General features: G+C 69.2%; 16 protein-coding genes, 1 tRNA gene and 1 pseudogene. 7 read left to right on the forward strand and 11 right to left on the reverse strand.

Going from position 1 to position 12,852, the window contains the following annotated elements:
- Nucleotides 1-38: 38 nt before the first annotated feature.
- A complete protein-coding gene (locus NKG96_RS07670) occupies nucleotides 39-437 on the reverse strand; it encodes a hypothetical protein (RefSeq protein WP_254537943.1) in 399 nt (132 codons plus the stop codon).
- 171 nt (nucleotides 438-608) lie between these two features.
- Complete coding sequence (locus tag NKG96_RS07675) at nucleotides 609-1,043, reverse strand: universal stress protein (protein WP_254537944.1); 435 nt, start codon at nucleotides 1,041-1,043, stop codon at nucleotides 609-611.
- Between the two features lie 104 nt (nucleotides 1,044-1,147).
- Between NKG96_RS07675 and NKG96_RS07680 the strand changes: the two genes are divergently transcribed.
- On the forward strand, nucleotides 1,148-1,777 hold the full coding sequence (locus NKG96_RS07680) for a class I SAM-dependent methyltransferase (RefSeq protein ID WP_254537945.1): 630 nt from the start codon (nucleotides 1,148-1,150) through the stop codon (nucleotides 1,775-1,777).
- Between the two features lie 148 nt (nucleotides 1,778-1,925).
- Here NKG96_RS07680 and NKG96_RS07685 read toward each other — a convergent pair.
- From NKG96_RS07685 to NKG96_RS07695, 3 genes are all read right to left on the reverse strand, one after another.
- Nucleotides 1,926-1,998 (reverse strand) — tRNA-Thr (locus NKG96_RS07685).
- 657 nt (nucleotides 1,999-2,655) lie between these two features.
- Nucleotides 2,656-3,000, reverse strand: coding sequence for a UPF0058 family protein (locus NKG96_RS07690; RefSeq protein ID WP_254537946.1), 345 nt, complete (start codon nucleotides 2,998-3,000; stop codon nucleotides 2,656-2,658).
- A 104-nt stretch (nucleotides 3,001-3,104) separates the two neighbouring features.
- The gene (locus tag NKG96_RS07695; RefSeq protein WP_254537947.1) at nucleotides 3,105-3,818 is read right to left on the reverse strand and encodes a CAP domain-containing protein; all 714 of its coding nucleotides are present in this window, start codon (nucleotides 3,816-3,818) and stop codon (nucleotides 3,105-3,107) included.
- A gap of 92 nt (nucleotides 3,819-3,910) precedes the next feature.
- Between NKG96_RS07695 and NKG96_RS07700 the strand changes: the two genes are divergently transcribed.
- Nucleotides 3,911-4,150, forward strand: a complete 240-nt coding sequence (locus NKG96_RS07700; RefSeq protein WP_254537948.1) for a hypothetical protein — start codon at nucleotides 3,911-3,913, stop codon at nucleotides 4,148-4,150.
- Here the strand turns inward: NKG96_RS07700 and NKG96_RS07705 are convergent.
- Both NKG96_RS07705 and btuC read right to left on the reverse strand, forming a co-directional pair.
- A pseudogene (locus NKG96_RS07705) lies at nucleotides 4,118-4,918 on the reverse strand (ABC transporter ATP-binding protein); the annotation flags it as partial. The gene NKG96_RS07700 and the pseudogene NKG96_RS07705 sit on opposite strands and share 33 nt — an antisense overlap.
- On the reverse strand, nucleotides 4,915-6,015 hold the full coding sequence (gene btuC, locus NKG96_RS07710) for a vitamin B12 ABC transporter permease BtuC (RefSeq protein WP_254537950.1): 1,101 nt from the start codon (nucleotides 6,013-6,015) through the stop codon (nucleotides 4,915-4,917). The pseudogene NKG96_RS07705 and the gene btuC, both read right to left, overlap by 4 nt.
- 58 nt (nucleotides 6,016-6,073) lie before the next feature.
- Between btuC and NKG96_RS07715 the strand changes: the two genes are divergently transcribed.
- Nucleotides 6,074-7,186, forward strand: a complete 1,113-nt coding sequence (locus tag NKG96_RS07715) for a PGF-CTERM-anchored ABC transporter substrate-binding protein (RefSeq protein ID WP_254537951.1) — start codon at nucleotides 6,074-6,076, stop codon at nucleotides 7,184-7,186.
- Nucleotides 7,187-7,472: 286 nt separating this feature from the next.
- On the opposite strand, the gene NKG96_RS07720 is transcribed toward NKG96_RS07715, so the two are convergent.
- Nucleotides 7,473-7,880, reverse strand: coding sequence for a hypothetical protein (locus tag NKG96_RS07720; protein WP_254537952.1), 408 nt, complete (start codon nucleotides 7,878-7,880; stop codon nucleotides 7,473-7,475).
- Between the two features lie 105 nt (nucleotides 7,881-7,985).
- On the opposite strand from NKG96_RS07720, the gene srp19 reads away from it, so the two are divergent.
- From srp19 to NKG96_RS07735, 3 genes are read left to right on the forward strand one after another with little or no spacing between them, the layout of a single operon-like run.
- On the forward strand, nucleotides 7,986-8,264 hold the full coding sequence (gene srp19 / locus NKG96_RS07725; RefSeq protein ID WP_254537953.1) for a signal recognition particle subunit SRP19: 279 nt from the start codon (nucleotides 7,986-7,988) through the stop codon (nucleotides 8,262-8,264).
- On the forward strand, nucleotides 8,261-8,488 hold the full coding sequence (locus tag NKG96_RS07730; protein ID WP_254537954.1) for an H/ACA ribonucleoprotein complex subunit GAR1: 228 nt from the start codon (nucleotides 8,261-8,263) through the stop codon (nucleotides 8,486-8,488). Before srp19 ends, NKG96_RS07730 begins: the two co-directional genes overlap by 4 nt.
- A 44-nt stretch (nucleotides 8,489-8,532) precedes the next feature.
- Nucleotides 8,533-9,561, forward strand: coding sequence for a presenilin family intramembrane aspartyl protease PSH (locus NKG96_RS07735; protein WP_254537955.1), 1,029 nt, complete (start codon nucleotides 8,533-8,535; stop codon nucleotides 9,559-9,561).
- On the opposite strand, the gene NKG96_RS07740 is transcribed toward NKG96_RS07735, so the two are convergent.
- Entirely contained in the window at nucleotides 9,562-10,551 is a 990-nt protein-coding gene (locus NKG96_RS07740; protein ID WP_254537956.1) for an ornithine cyclodeaminase family protein, read from the reverse strand.
- A 129-nt stretch (nucleotides 10,552-10,680) separates the two neighbouring features.
- The gene (locus tag NKG96_RS07745; RefSeq protein WP_254537957.1) at nucleotides 10,681-10,884 is read right to left on the reverse strand and encodes a DUF8015 family protein; all 204 of its coding nucleotides are present in this window, start codon (nucleotides 10,882-10,884) and stop codon (nucleotides 10,681-10,683) included.
- Between the two features lie 247 nt (nucleotides 10,885-11,131).
- Between NKG96_RS07745 and NKG96_RS07750 the strand changes: the two genes are divergently transcribed.
- Nucleotides 11,132-12,382, forward strand: coding sequence for an MFS transporter (locus NKG96_RS07750; RefSeq protein WP_254537958.1), 1,251 nt, complete (start codon nucleotides 11,132-11,134; stop codon nucleotides 12,380-12,382).
- On the opposite strand, the gene NKG96_RS07755 is transcribed toward NKG96_RS07750, so the two are convergent.
- Entirely contained in the window at nucleotides 12,366-12,782 is a 417-nt protein-coding gene (locus tag NKG96_RS07755) for a DUF3054 domain-containing protein (RefSeq protein WP_254537959.1), read from the reverse strand. The genes NKG96_RS07750 and NKG96_RS07755 overlap by 17 nt on opposite strands.
- Between the last annotated feature and the right edge of the window lie 70 nt (nucleotides 12,783-12,852).

The raw sequence follows: 12,852 nt of genomic DNA on the forward strand, positions 1-12,852 counted from the left end.
GCGGGCGGCGGCAGCGCTCTCTCCTCCTCCCGTGCCCCTCAGGCTCCCGGCACGCCGAGCGCCGTGATGGAGATGAGGCCGACGAGGTGGAGGACGTAGAGGACGACCTCCACGGCCAGCCACGCGACGAGGCCGATACCGGCCGCGCTCCCCCACCCGCCGGGGTACGACCAGTTGATGACGCCGACCCAGGCGACGAGCGCCAGCACCGGGCCGACGACCGGGAGCCCCCCGAGGAAGAAGTTGACCAGCCCCCAGACGAGTGCGCCGGCGAGGGCCGCGACCACCGCCCGCCCGTAGCCGACGTCCTTGTCCACCAGCAGGCGCGCGCCGACGTGGATGCCGAACGCACCCACGAGCAGGCTGATGAGGAACACGACGACGGCGTTCGTCGAGGCGGGGACCTCGCTCTGGAGGACCACCGGGGCGAGGCTCACGAGCGCCGCACCTCCGAGACGGTCGGCTCCCACGGGCCGCGAGTTCTCGGCGCCACAGTGCTCGGCCGGTCGCGTCGACGTGTCCGTCTCATCGTTCGGTGCCCGGGAATACGTCGCGGCGCTGTAAGTATCTACACCCGCCTCCGTGTGGGACTGTCGCGCGGGGACGACTCACTCCTCGTCCTCGTCGGTCATCCGGACGGTGAGGACCGGCACCGGCGAGAGGCGGACGACCTTCTCCGTGACGCTCCCGAGGAGGTAGCGGTCGAGGCCGGTCCGACCGTGGGTCCCCATCACGACGAGGTCGACGTCGTTGTTCTCGACGTACTCGACGATGCGGCGGTAGGCGGGCCCCCGTTCGACGCGGGTGACGCACTCGACGCCCGCGGCGCGGGCGCGGTCCGCGATGTCGTCGGTCGCGCGCTCACCCACGTCGGTGAGGGCGTCGATGACCCGTTCGACCGCGAGGTCGCTCGCGTACATCGGGTTGACGACGTAGAGGGCGTGGAGTCGCGCGTCGAACGTCGTCGCGAGGTCGAGTGCGTGGTCGACGGCGACGCGCGCGCCGTCGCTTCCGTCGGTGGGCACGAGGATGTCGTGGTACATGGGCTCTCTCGAGAAGCTATGCGCTCCGTGACTATAGCCTGTCGCGCGCCGTCGCCGGCGTCCGACCCACCGTAGCTTTACGTGCGGGACGGGTGGTCACTGGGGTGAACGAAGACGAGGTCCGACGAGTGTGGGCGGAACGGTCGGGGGAGTTCTCCCCGGAGTACTACGCCTACTACGGGCCCAACGAGACGAGCGAGCGCATCCGCGAGGTGCTCGAGGCGACGGTCGGACGCGGAGCGAGCGTCCTCGAACTCGGCTGCAGTGCCGGGCGACACCTCGCCCACCTCCACGAGAGCGGGTACGCGGACCTCCACGGCATCGATATCAACGAGGACGCGTTCGACGTTCTCCGGGAGACGTACCCGGCCCTCGCCGAGGCGGGCACCTTCCACCTCGGGGCCATCGAGGACCTCCTCGCGGACACCCCGGACGGGCGCTACGACGCCGTCTTCTCCGTCGAGACGCTCCAGCACGTCCACCCGGACGCCCAGACGACGTTCGACGACGTGGCACGGGTCACGGCGGACACGCTCGTCACCGTCGAGAACGAGGGGCCCGGCGAGGGGTCGCCCGACGACCCGGGCGTGAACTACGTCAACGACGAGTTCCCCCTCTTCTATCGTGACTGGGGGCGCGTGTTCGGGGAACGCGGGTTCGAGGAGGAACGGACGGAACGTCTCGACCGGGACACCCTGCGCGTGTTCCGGAAGCGGGGCGCTGAGGCCGAGTAGACCCACGCCCGACGACTGGCGAAGCACGACCGACTCCTGGCACGACATCCTCGATAGGAGAACTGACGGACAGGTCCGCGACTCGTCCGCTCGGAACCGGGCGCAGACGGAGAGGGCGGCCGCTCCGGGCGCAGTTCGCGTCAGAAAGAGCCGGTGGGGGGATTTGAACCCTCGACCTAATCCTTACGAAGGATTCGCTCTGCCAGCTGAGCTACACCGGCGCTATCAGGACATGGTGGCAACGTGGGCATAAGGATTCCGGAGTCGGTCCGCCGTGTCCCGGTCTGGCGTGTCCCACGCCTCGCCCGCATGGGTCAGGGGACTCGCTACGGGCGGACGCGAGCAGCGACCTTCGGCGAACACGCTGCGGTTCTGGACGATACCAGCGCCGGCCAGCCATGGCGAGGGAGAAAACCAACGAAACGAGGAGTGTACGGGCAGCTAGTTCTCCGAACTACCGAAACTCGCGCGGGAACTACCCATCCCATGCGCTGGTGATGATATTAGTTCCCTAGTACCAAGATTGATAACGGCTGGCGTAGTTCGTTGGGATGCAATGTCCGTCCGACAGTCGTGGCGTGTGTCGGCCTCGCCCGGCCGGCCCGTCGTGTCGAACCGTCCCCCCGCCGAGGTGGTCGTGAGGTAGGCGACCCCGTTCCCGTCACTCACAGTAGTTACTGTTCGTCCGGCCGCGCTGACTCGAACTCCGGCGCGGCCACCTGCGTGTGTTCTCGCGGTTCCGCTTCTACAGTACGACACTCAATGCGACCCCGACCACGATGAGGACGAAGATGAGCGTCGAGACGATGAGAAGAACCGGTCGGCGAAGCTCATGGCTGCGTGAAGAACGAGCGGACACGTAACGTCCTACGCTCGCGTCAGTCGCTCCGGGCGTCCACCTGGTTCCGCTCGGCCGCCGTCGACTCCGTCCGCTCGCCACCCTCGGCTACCGCGGACGGCCGGTCGTCGGACCGCGCTCCGTCCCGCCTCCCACCGTCTTCGTCCTCGCGGTCGACCGTCTCCCCGACGGCCTCCGCCAGCGCCTCCGACAGCGTGGTGACTGCGGCCTCGTGCGCCCCCTTCGACCGGAACACGGCGGCGGGTGCGACGTCGAGTCGGCTGTACGTCTCCAGTTCCGCGTCTTCGAGGTCGTCGCGCCCTCGCATGAACCGTCCGACCCGGTCGAGCAGCGCGTGCATGTGGACCAGCTCACGCTTTCGCATTGTGATCTCGCTAGGTTTTTGGCACGCCTAAACCCTTCGTGGGAACGAGTGACACGAGTCCGCAGTCGTGCGGTTCGCCGGACGAGCCGTCGCCGCCGTCGCGATCAGCAGAGGTCGATCGTGACGTAGACCCGGGCGTCCGCGGTGACGTTCACGCCGATGCCGGCGCGGTCGGCGTTCCGGTAGAGCAACTTCGTCTTCTCGTCGGCCTCGCCCTGCCACTTGGCGACGACCTGGTCGGCGATCTCGCGTTCGCTCGGGACCTCGCCCGATTCGAGGGTGAGGCGTCCGACGAGTTCGATCTCCTCACCGTCGCGGACGCCGGCGCTCCCGGCGATGCGACAGTGGTTGTACCGGTCGAACTCCTTGTACCGCTCCGTCGTCGAGTAGCCAGCGGCGGCGTGGGAGGGGTAGCCCTGTTCGGCCATGTTCACGCTGTGGAAGCGCGCCATCTCGTCGAGGGTCGACTCGCGGCGCAGGGGCTCACGACCCGCCCGCGCCCGGACGTGGTCGTTGACGATGGAGAGGACGTGCCCCTCGACGGCCGCCTCGTTGACCGAGGATTTCTCGAACGGTTCGGGCGTGGGCGTCGGTGTCGCCTCGGGGGTAGGCGTGGGTGTCGACGGCGTCGGTTCGGGCGTCGGTGTCGCCGTCGGTGCCGGCGTTGGTTCGGGCGTCTGCGTGAGCGTCGACTGGTTCGTCGTCGACCCCAGGTTGTTCGAGGCGTCGTCGGCGAACTGGGTGCCGATGAACCCGCCGACGGCCATCGACGTGAAGACGACGGCGCTGACTACCACGAGAAGGACTCGGTTCACCATGCGTGCGTATCGGCAATCCGGTACATCTAACTTTTGGATACATACATAGAAACTTGAGAAAATGCAGGGTCGCTCGCGCCTCTCCCACGGGTATGGACTGGCTCTCCCGGGGACGCGACGGGCGGCGATTCGCCGCCCACGTCGGCACGGCGGTCGTCGCACTGCTGGTCGTCTCCTTCCGCGAGTCGCTGCTCTCGCTCGCCCCACTCGTCCGGCCGCCCGGCGGGACCCGCTGGTTCACGCTGGTCGCCGTCGTCGTCCTCTCGTTCGTCGTCCCGCTACTGGTCGCCGTCGGCCTCGCCGACGCCCGCTACACCCGACGCTCCCGCTGAGTCCTCCAGTGCGGTCACGGTCGGCGTCCCGGTGGCGGGGTTCTCCCCGATGGCCGCGCGAGCGCCGAAGGCCCGTTCGACGACGCCCTCTGTCAGCACCGTCCCGGGCGGCCCGGCCGCGAGCACCCGCCCGTCGGCGACGACGACGAGGGCGTCGCAGAACCGCGCCGCGAGGTCGAGGTCGTGGATGGCCGCCAGCGCGGTCCGACCCTCTCCGACCAGCGAGCGGACGAGCGAGAGCGTCCGCACCTGGTGGTTGATGTCGAGGCTGGCCGTCGGTTCGTCGAGCAGGAGGGCGGGCGTCTCCTGTGCCAGCGCGCGCGCCAGGAGGACGCGCTGGCGCTCCCCGCCGCTGACGGTCCCCACGGAACGGTCCGCGAGGTCCGCCACCTCCGCCCGGTCGAGGGCCCGGTCGACGGCCGCGCGGTCCTCCTCGGTCGTCCGCTCGAAGCGCCCCCGGTGGGCGCTCCGGCCCATCGCCACCACCTCGCGCACCGGGAAGTCGAAGGCGAGCGAGGTGTCCTGCGGGACCGTCGCCACCCGCCGGGCGACGGCGCGCGCCGAGAGTCCCTCCACCGCCTCGCCGTCGACGAGGACCCGTCCATCGTCCGGCGTGAGGACGCCGTTGACCGTCCGGAGGAGGCTGGTCTTGCCCGCCCCGTTCGGCCCCACCAGCGCGACGAACGTCCCTCGCTCGGCGTCGAAGGAGACGTCCCGGAGGATTCGGGTCCCGCCGAGCGAGAGCGAGACGTCCTCGACGCGGATCACAGCGCGTGCACCTCGCGCTCCCGCAGGAGGTAGAGGAAGAAGGGCGCGCCGACGGCAGCGGTGACGATGCCCACCGGGAGTTCGGCGGGGCCGGAGCGCGCGACGGCGTCCGTGACGACGAGGAAGGTCCCGCCGGCGAGCGCACTGGTCGGGAGGAGGATGCGGTGGTCCGGGCCGACGAGCAGTCGCATGACGTGCGGGACGACCAGCCCCACGAACCCGATGACGCCGACGACGGCGACGGCCGTGGCGGTGACGAGACTCGACACCGCCAGCAGGACGCGCTTCGTGCGCTCCACGTCGATACCGAGGGTGTGGGCGTCCTCCTCGCCGACGAGCAGGACGTTCAGGTCGCGGGCGTACGCCGCCAGCACCGCGAACCCCAGCACGGTCGGCGGTATCGTGAGGGCGACGGCGTCCCACGAGGCCGCCGAGAGGTGACCCATCAGCCAGTAGAGCGCCCGTTCGAGGCTGTCACCCGAGTGGAGCAGCATGTACGAGACGACCGCACCGAGGAACGTCTGGACGGCCACGCCCGCCAGCAACAGCGTCGCGACGGGCGTGCGGCCGTCCTCCGTCGCGATGAGGTAGACCGCGAACGCGACGACGAGCGCCCCCCCGAAGGCGGCCGTCCGCAGGCCGAACGGGAGGAGCGCCGGGAAGGCGATGGTCGCAACCGCGCCCGTCGCCGCGCCCGAGGAGACGCCGATGATGGAGGGGTCGGCCATCGGGTTCCGGAAGAACCCCTGCATGACGGTGCCCGCCGAGGCGAGGGCGACACCGACGACGCCCGCGAGGACGACGCGAGGGGCGCGGAGCGTCGTCACGATGACCTGGTCGGAGCGCTCGACCGGGAACGAGAAGGGGTGGACGGTCCCGACGTGGAGGCGGACCCACGGCACCTGCCCGACGCTCGACAGGCGGGCAGCGCTCCACTCGAACGAGAGGGACGCGGGCACCGCGAGGGCGTTGAGCAGCGCCTTCGCCACGGTCACCGGACCGACCTCAACCGTGCCGTGCGCGATGCTCACGACGGAGGCGACCACCAGCAGGGCGAGGAGCCCCAGCGACCACGTGACGGTGCGCGCCCACTGCATGTACGCAACCGTGGTTGGATTAGGTAAATACTTATTGCATACGGTCGCAGGTCCGGCGATGCGATACACAGCGATACTGGCCGCTCTCGCACTCGTCCTCGCCGTCGTCCCGGCGGCGGTCACGGGAGTTGCGGCCGCACCCGGAGTACAGCAGGAGAACTGTTCGTTCCCGTTCAGCGGCACCGACGCGACGGGCACCGAGGTGACCGTCGAGGACCGGCCCGAGCGAATCGTCGCGTTGCAGGCCAGCACGGCCCAGATTCTCTGGGAAGTCAACGCCCAGGAGCGCGTCGTCGGGATGCCCGTCCGGTCGTACACGGCGTACCTGAACGGCTCCGAGAGCAGGACCGACGTGCTCACGGGCGACGGAACGAGCGTGAACGTCGAGCAGGTCGTCGCGCTCGAACCGGACGTCGTCGTCGCGCCGAGCAGCATCCCCAACGCAACCGTCTCACAGCTTCGGGACGCGGGCGTCACCGTCTACAAGTTCTCTTTCGACCGCTCCATCGAGGGCATCTACGAGAAGACGACGCTCCTCGGTCGCCTCGTCGGGAACTGCGAGGAGGCGAACGCCACCGTCGAGGAGATGCGCTCGTCGGTCGAGCGTATCGAACGGGCGGTCGAGGGCCGTGAACGGCCGGACGCGCTCTACTACTTCTACAACTTCACCGCCGGTAACGGGACGTTCATCCACGAGGTCATCACCACCGCGGGCGGGGACAACGTGGCCGCGAACGCGGGCATCTCCGGGTTCGGCCAGATCAGCGACGAGGTCGTCGCCGAGCGAAACCCGGACTGGATACTCCACCCCTCCGACGCGCCGCTCCCACAGCGCGAACCGTTCGCGAGCACGACCGCCTACGCGCAGAACCAGACGCTCTCGGTGAACGCGAACTACATGAACCAGCCCGCACCCCGCGTGGTCATCCCCATGCTGGAGATCGCGCAGGCGCTCCACCCCGAGGCGTTCGAGGGAGGGGCGAACGGTACGACCGCCAACGAGACGGCGACCGACGAACCGACGACGAACGCGACAGACAACGCCACCGCCGCCGACCCCGGTGACCCGCCGGGCGAGACGCCCACCTCCAGCGGCGACGGTCCCGGCTTCGGGGTCGTCGCGACACTCGTCGCACTGCTCGCGACGATGCTCCTCGTCCGCCGGTCGTAACCGCCGGTCCGTCCGGCCGTCTCTCTCGATACCCGGCCCTTCTTACGTCCCCTGAGTGTGCGTGGTTCGGATATCGGCGAGTTGCCGCCGTATCTCCGAGCGTTCACCGAACGCGACAGCGCCCGCCTCGGTGGATAGCCCCGGCCCCCTCCGCAGGTGGCCCTGGCGCGACTTCGGCCCAGAACCCGGCGGGACGACGCGTCCTCCCGCCCGGTCCCGACTCCGACTTCGAAAAGAGTTCCTGCGAGCGCCGTCCGTCCGTTCTGTCGCGTCTCGTCTCCCGGTCTCAGATTCCCGGCGGGACGCCGACGATCTCGAACGCCTGGAAGCCGAGCGCCGCCAGCGCGTACAGCAACGCGAAGTCGATGACCCACGTCAGTATCGAGACGCCCGTCGCGGTGACGATAGAGCCCGAGTACCGGAGGTCGATGACGACGATGTACGCGAGCAGTCCCAGCAGCGGGCCCAGGGCGACGACGTACCCCGAGACGCCGACGTACCCCGAGATGAGGTACGTCGCGCCGACCCAGACGGCGCTGGCGATGAGCGCGGTGACGAACGAGTGGCCGAGGCTCCCCTCGCCGAGGAGGACCTCCGTCGCGAGGTAGGTCGCAACCGTCCCGACGAGGAGACTGGCGATGAATCCGACGAGCGCGTCACTCAATCCGAGCTGAACGGTCTGTAGTGGTAGCATCGTCCGAGATGACTCCCGGCTCCCGTATCCGATCGGGGCTTGAACATACAGGCCCCTGATATCCCGTCCGAAAGGTAGTTCACCGGGCCGCCGGGTAGTGGGCACATGGTCGAGAACGTCATCTGGCCCGCCGCGCTCGACGCGGAGCGTTCGCGCAGCGAGGGTCGTCGGGTCGCCCGTGACCTCGCGGTGCCGGCCCCGACGGTCGACGAAATCGCCCGCGCGGTCCAGCAAGTAGGGTACGACGCCGTGGTCGAACGCGAGAAACGCTACCCCCGCGAGTACGAGACGCGCGGGCGAGTGCTGGTCCAGAACGCCGACGACGCCGGCAAGTCCGACCTCCTGCAGGCCGTCGCGGCGTACGTCGTGGCGCTTCGCGAATGAAGCGCGTCGGCGAAGTCGTCCGGACCGCACAGGGACTCGCCGTCCTCCGGTGTCCCGACGACGACTACCCCGACATCGGCACGATGGTCATCGACGAGGACCTGAAGAGCGTCGGTCGGGTGGTGGACGTCTTCGGACCGGAGTCCCGCCCCTACGCCGCCGTCACGCCCGACGACGACGTGCAACTACCGCTCCTGCTCGGGAAGGCCATCTACGCGCGGTAGTCCCTAAGCACAACGCACAAACGCCCCCTCCGCCACCCTCCAGTATGAAGCGGTCCTCCGTCGCCACCGTCGCCGCGCTGACGGTGTTCCTGATCGTCCAGTTGGGGACGCTCGCGCTGGTCCAGCCCTTCGAGAGCGCGGGCTACCAGACCGTCGAGGACCCCTCGGACCCGACGAACAGCCTCCTCTACCTCGTCGCCATCCTCGTCGCGACGGGCGTGATGCTCGCGGCGTTCAAGTTCGGCGTCGACGGCCTCGTCCGGGGACTCATCGTCTTCTCCAGTTCCCTGCTCTCGTACTACGTGTTCTCGGTGCTCCTCCCGCCCGCCGTCCGCGTCGGAGGGGCGAACGCGCTGGCCGTGGGGGGTGCGCTGGTCGTCGCCGTCGCCCTCCTCGTCCACCCGGAGTGGTACGTCATCGACGGCGTCGGCGTCGTGATGGGGATGGGCGCGGCGGCGCTGTTCGGCATCAGCTTCGGCCTCCTGCCCGCCATCGTCCTGCTGACGGCGCTCGCAGTCTACGACGCGGTCAGCGTCTACGGCACCGAACACATGCTCACGCTCGCCGACGGCGTGATGGCCCTCAAGATTCCCGTCGTCCTCGTCATCCCGCTCACGCTCGGCTACTCGTTCCTCGACGAAGGTGAGGGGGACGAGGGTGATGGAAACGAGCAGGGCGGGACCCCCGAGGGCGCCGCCACGGACGGGAGCGGCCGGGACGGGTCGGGTAAAAACGGGGAGGACGCCCGCGAGCGTCCCGCGCCCGACGAACGCGACGTGTTCTTCATCGGACTGGGCGACGCCGTCATGCCGACCATCATCGTCGCCAGCGCCGCGTTCTTCCTCGACGCGCCGTCGCTCGGCGTCCCCGGTCTCGCGCTCACGCTCCCCGCACTGACCGCCATCCTCGGGACGCTCGCGGGACTCGTCGTCCTCGTCAGGATGGTGATGAAGGGGCGGGCGCACGCCGGTCTGCCCCTGCTCAACGGCGGGGCCATCGGCGGCTACCTCGTCGGCGCGCTGGCGAGTGGGATTCCGCTGACGACGGTGCTCGGTCTCGGGCCGTACCTCTGATCACCGACCAGTCAGTGCCTCGCTGCCCGGCGCGACGTCGATGGTCTCGCCGAGGTTCTGTGCCTTCGCCTTGTGGTAGAGCATGTGAGCGGCGGCCACCGTCTCGATGCCCGTCCCGCCGCTGTCGAACACGGTTATCTCCTCGTCGGACTGTCGCCCCGGCACGTCGCCCGCGAGGACCTCGCCGAGGTCACCGTGGATGTGGTCTTCCGTCACCGCGCCCTCCTCTACCGCCTGCAGGAACGCACCCGCGTCGCTGGTCGCACGGGCGCGGAGGTCGGGGACGTACACCGACCGCTCGATGGTCGTCGTGTCGAGTTCGCGCTTGCCGGGGTCGTACTGGCCCATCGCGGTGACGTGCGTACCGGGGTCGAGCAGGTCGCCGTCGAACACCGGGTCCGAGGCGTTCGTCGCGGTGATGACCACGTCCGCGCCCTCGACGGCCGCCGCGCTGGAGGCGACAGCACCGACGCTGGCGTCGAACTGCTTGTTCATCTCGCTGGCGAACGACTCGCGGTGTTCCTTCGTCGGCGAGTAGACGTTCACCGTCTCGAAGTCGCGCACCGTCATCGTCGCCCGGAGCTGCCCACGGGCCTGTGCGCCGCTCCCGATGATAGAGAGGGTCGTCGCGTCCTCCCGGGCGAGGGCGTCGACGCCCACCGCGCCCGTCGCCCCGGTCTTGAACGGGTTCATGCTCGCGCCGTCGAGCATCGCCAGCGGTTCGCCCGAGTTGGCGTCGAACAGCGGCGTCATGAAGTGGACGTCCGCGTCGCCGAAGCCCGCGGCGTACGTGTACCCCCCCATCGCGCCCGTCTCGGGGAGGATGGCGATGTAGCTCGTGAGCATCCCCATCGGCTCGTCGTTGACGAGTTTCGTCCGGGGTTCGGCGGGTCCCTGCTGGCGGTACCCCTCGCGGACGGCGTCGACGTACTCGGCCGGGTCTGCCAGCCCGGCGAGTTCCTCGCTGGTGAGAAACAGTGTGTCGGTCATCGACTGCGAGTCGGACGGCCCCGGCTTAGGGTTTGGGAAGGGCGCAGATGCTCGGACCGGATCGGAGCCGTGAGAGCCGAGAGAAGTGAAGAGCGGAGAGGTGAGGAGAACTGCAATCGGGTGGTGCGTTCAGTCGGCGTTGACGCGTCGGGGGTTGGGCGTCGCGTCGGTCGGCGAGCGAACGAACAGCGCGTGGCCGACGAGTGCGACGGCGACGCTCGCGGCCAGCGGGACGGCCGTCGTCACGTTGAGGCCGGCGAGGACGAGCGTTCCGGAGATGCCGAGGAGTGCGAGCGGGATGAGGCCGAGAACGATGTCGTAGTACCCAGTCATAGTATATCATTACAGATGGTGAACACACATATAAATCTATCGAATAATCGACCCATAGGTTCGACAGTACCCGACATATACTGGAGGGATACCACCTGTGGTGGTTTCGCATAAGTTATGAGTGCTATTCTAAGCGAAATCACCCGACTGCGGCGGGTTGCTGAGACATTGATATAGCTGTCGTTCGTCACAACGGAAGTATCGGTTCAACCGACGGCTTCAAACGCGTCGTATCCGAGGGTCGGACGTGAACGACAACGACCGGGCGATAACCGGACTGGTCATGCTGGCGCACTCGCTGGTCCACACCTACGAGTTCGCCTTCCCGGTGTTCGTCCCCATCTGGCTCTCGCAGTTCGGCGCGACGGAGGCCGCCATCGGCCTCGCGCTGACGGTGGGGTTCTCGCTGTTCGGCCTCGGGTCGCTCCCGGCCGGTATTCTCGCCGACCGCCGCGGGTCGAAGGCCCTCATCGTCGCCTGCCTCGTCGGGATGGGCGGTTCGTTCCTCCTGTTGAGTCTCGCACCCGCGGCGTCGCCCTGGAACCTCGCCGTGGTGACGCTCGCGCTCGTGGTGTGGGGCGTCTCGGCGAGCGTCTACCACCCCGCGGGCCTCTCGCTCCTCACGCGCGGCGTCGAGGAACGCGGGAGCGCCTTCGCCTACCACGGCACCGCGGGCAACATCGGCACCGCGATGGGCCCGCTCCTCACGACGATTCTCCTGTTCGCGCTGACGGACGACTGGCGACTCGTCGCCGCCCTGCTCGCGCTCCCCGCGCTGGCCGGCGTCCTGCTGGCGGTGCGTATCGACGTCAACGAGACGGCCGCCGTCGCGGCCGACGGCGGCGAAGACGGCGGGAGCAAGGCCAACCCCGGCGTGGACTCGCTGGGCGAGTTCCTCTCCGTCTCCCGGACGCTGTTCACGGGCGCGTTCCTCGCCGTCTTCGCCGCCGTGATGCTCTCGGGGCTGTACTACAGGGGGACGCTCACCTTCCTCCCGGCGCTGTTCGAGGGCTTCGAGGCCATCCAGCCGGTGGAGGCGTTCGGGCGCACCTTCGAGCCGGGCAACTACATCTACACGGGTCTGCTGGCGACGGGCGTCCTCGGCCAGTACGCGGGCGGGAAGCTCACCGACCACATCCCCGTCGAACTCGGCCTCGCGCTCGGCTACGGCGGCCTCGGGGTCATCGCGCTGGTCTACCTCCCCGCCGCGAACGCCGGCCTCCTCCCCCTGCTCGTCCTGAGCGCCGTCCTCGGGTTCTTCCTGTTCGTCGTCCAGCCGTTCTACCAGGCCACCGTCGCCGAGTACACGCCCCCCTCGGCGCGGGGGCTCTCCTACGGGTTCACCTACCTCGGTGTCTTCGGCGTCGGCGCACTCGGCGCGACGGTGGCGGGCGTCGCCCTCACCGAGTTCTCCCCGCCGACGCTGTTCGCCGTCCTCTCGGTGTTCGGGTTCGTCGCGGGCGGTCTGGGACTCCTGTTGCTCACGCGCGCACGCTGACCGCGACGCGCCACGGCACCAGCAGGGCGAGTCCCACCGCGATGGAGACGACGACGAACGGGAGCGCGAGGTTCCCGTGGAACAGGTCCGTCCCCCGGAGCAACTGCCCGACGAGCGCCGCGCCCGTCCACGCGCCCGCCGTCAACAGGGCCGCGAGCCACGGTTGTTCGCGGGCGCGCCGCCCGTACACCCCCACCAGCGGCGCGACCAGCGCCCACCCGACGTAGAAGGGAATCGCGGTGCCGAGGACCCACAGCGGCCGTTCGAGCACGGAGACGCCGTGAGAGAACTCCCCCACGACGATGAAGACGGCTATCAACAGCACGTCGCCCAGCGCGACTTTCAGCGTCGTCGGGGAGGGGTCGATGCGGCCCCCCAGCGTGGCCGTGGAGGTGCTCATGTCACCGGGTCCGGGCGGCGCGGACTTCAGTTGCCCGTTCCGGGGTCCGTCCTCGACGAGTTCCCCCGCG

This window comes from Halomarina litorea (assembly GCF_024227715.1).
Taxonomy (GTDB): domain Archaea; phylum Halobacteriota; class Halobacteria; order Halobacteriales; family Haloarculaceae; genus Halomarina; species Halomarina litorea.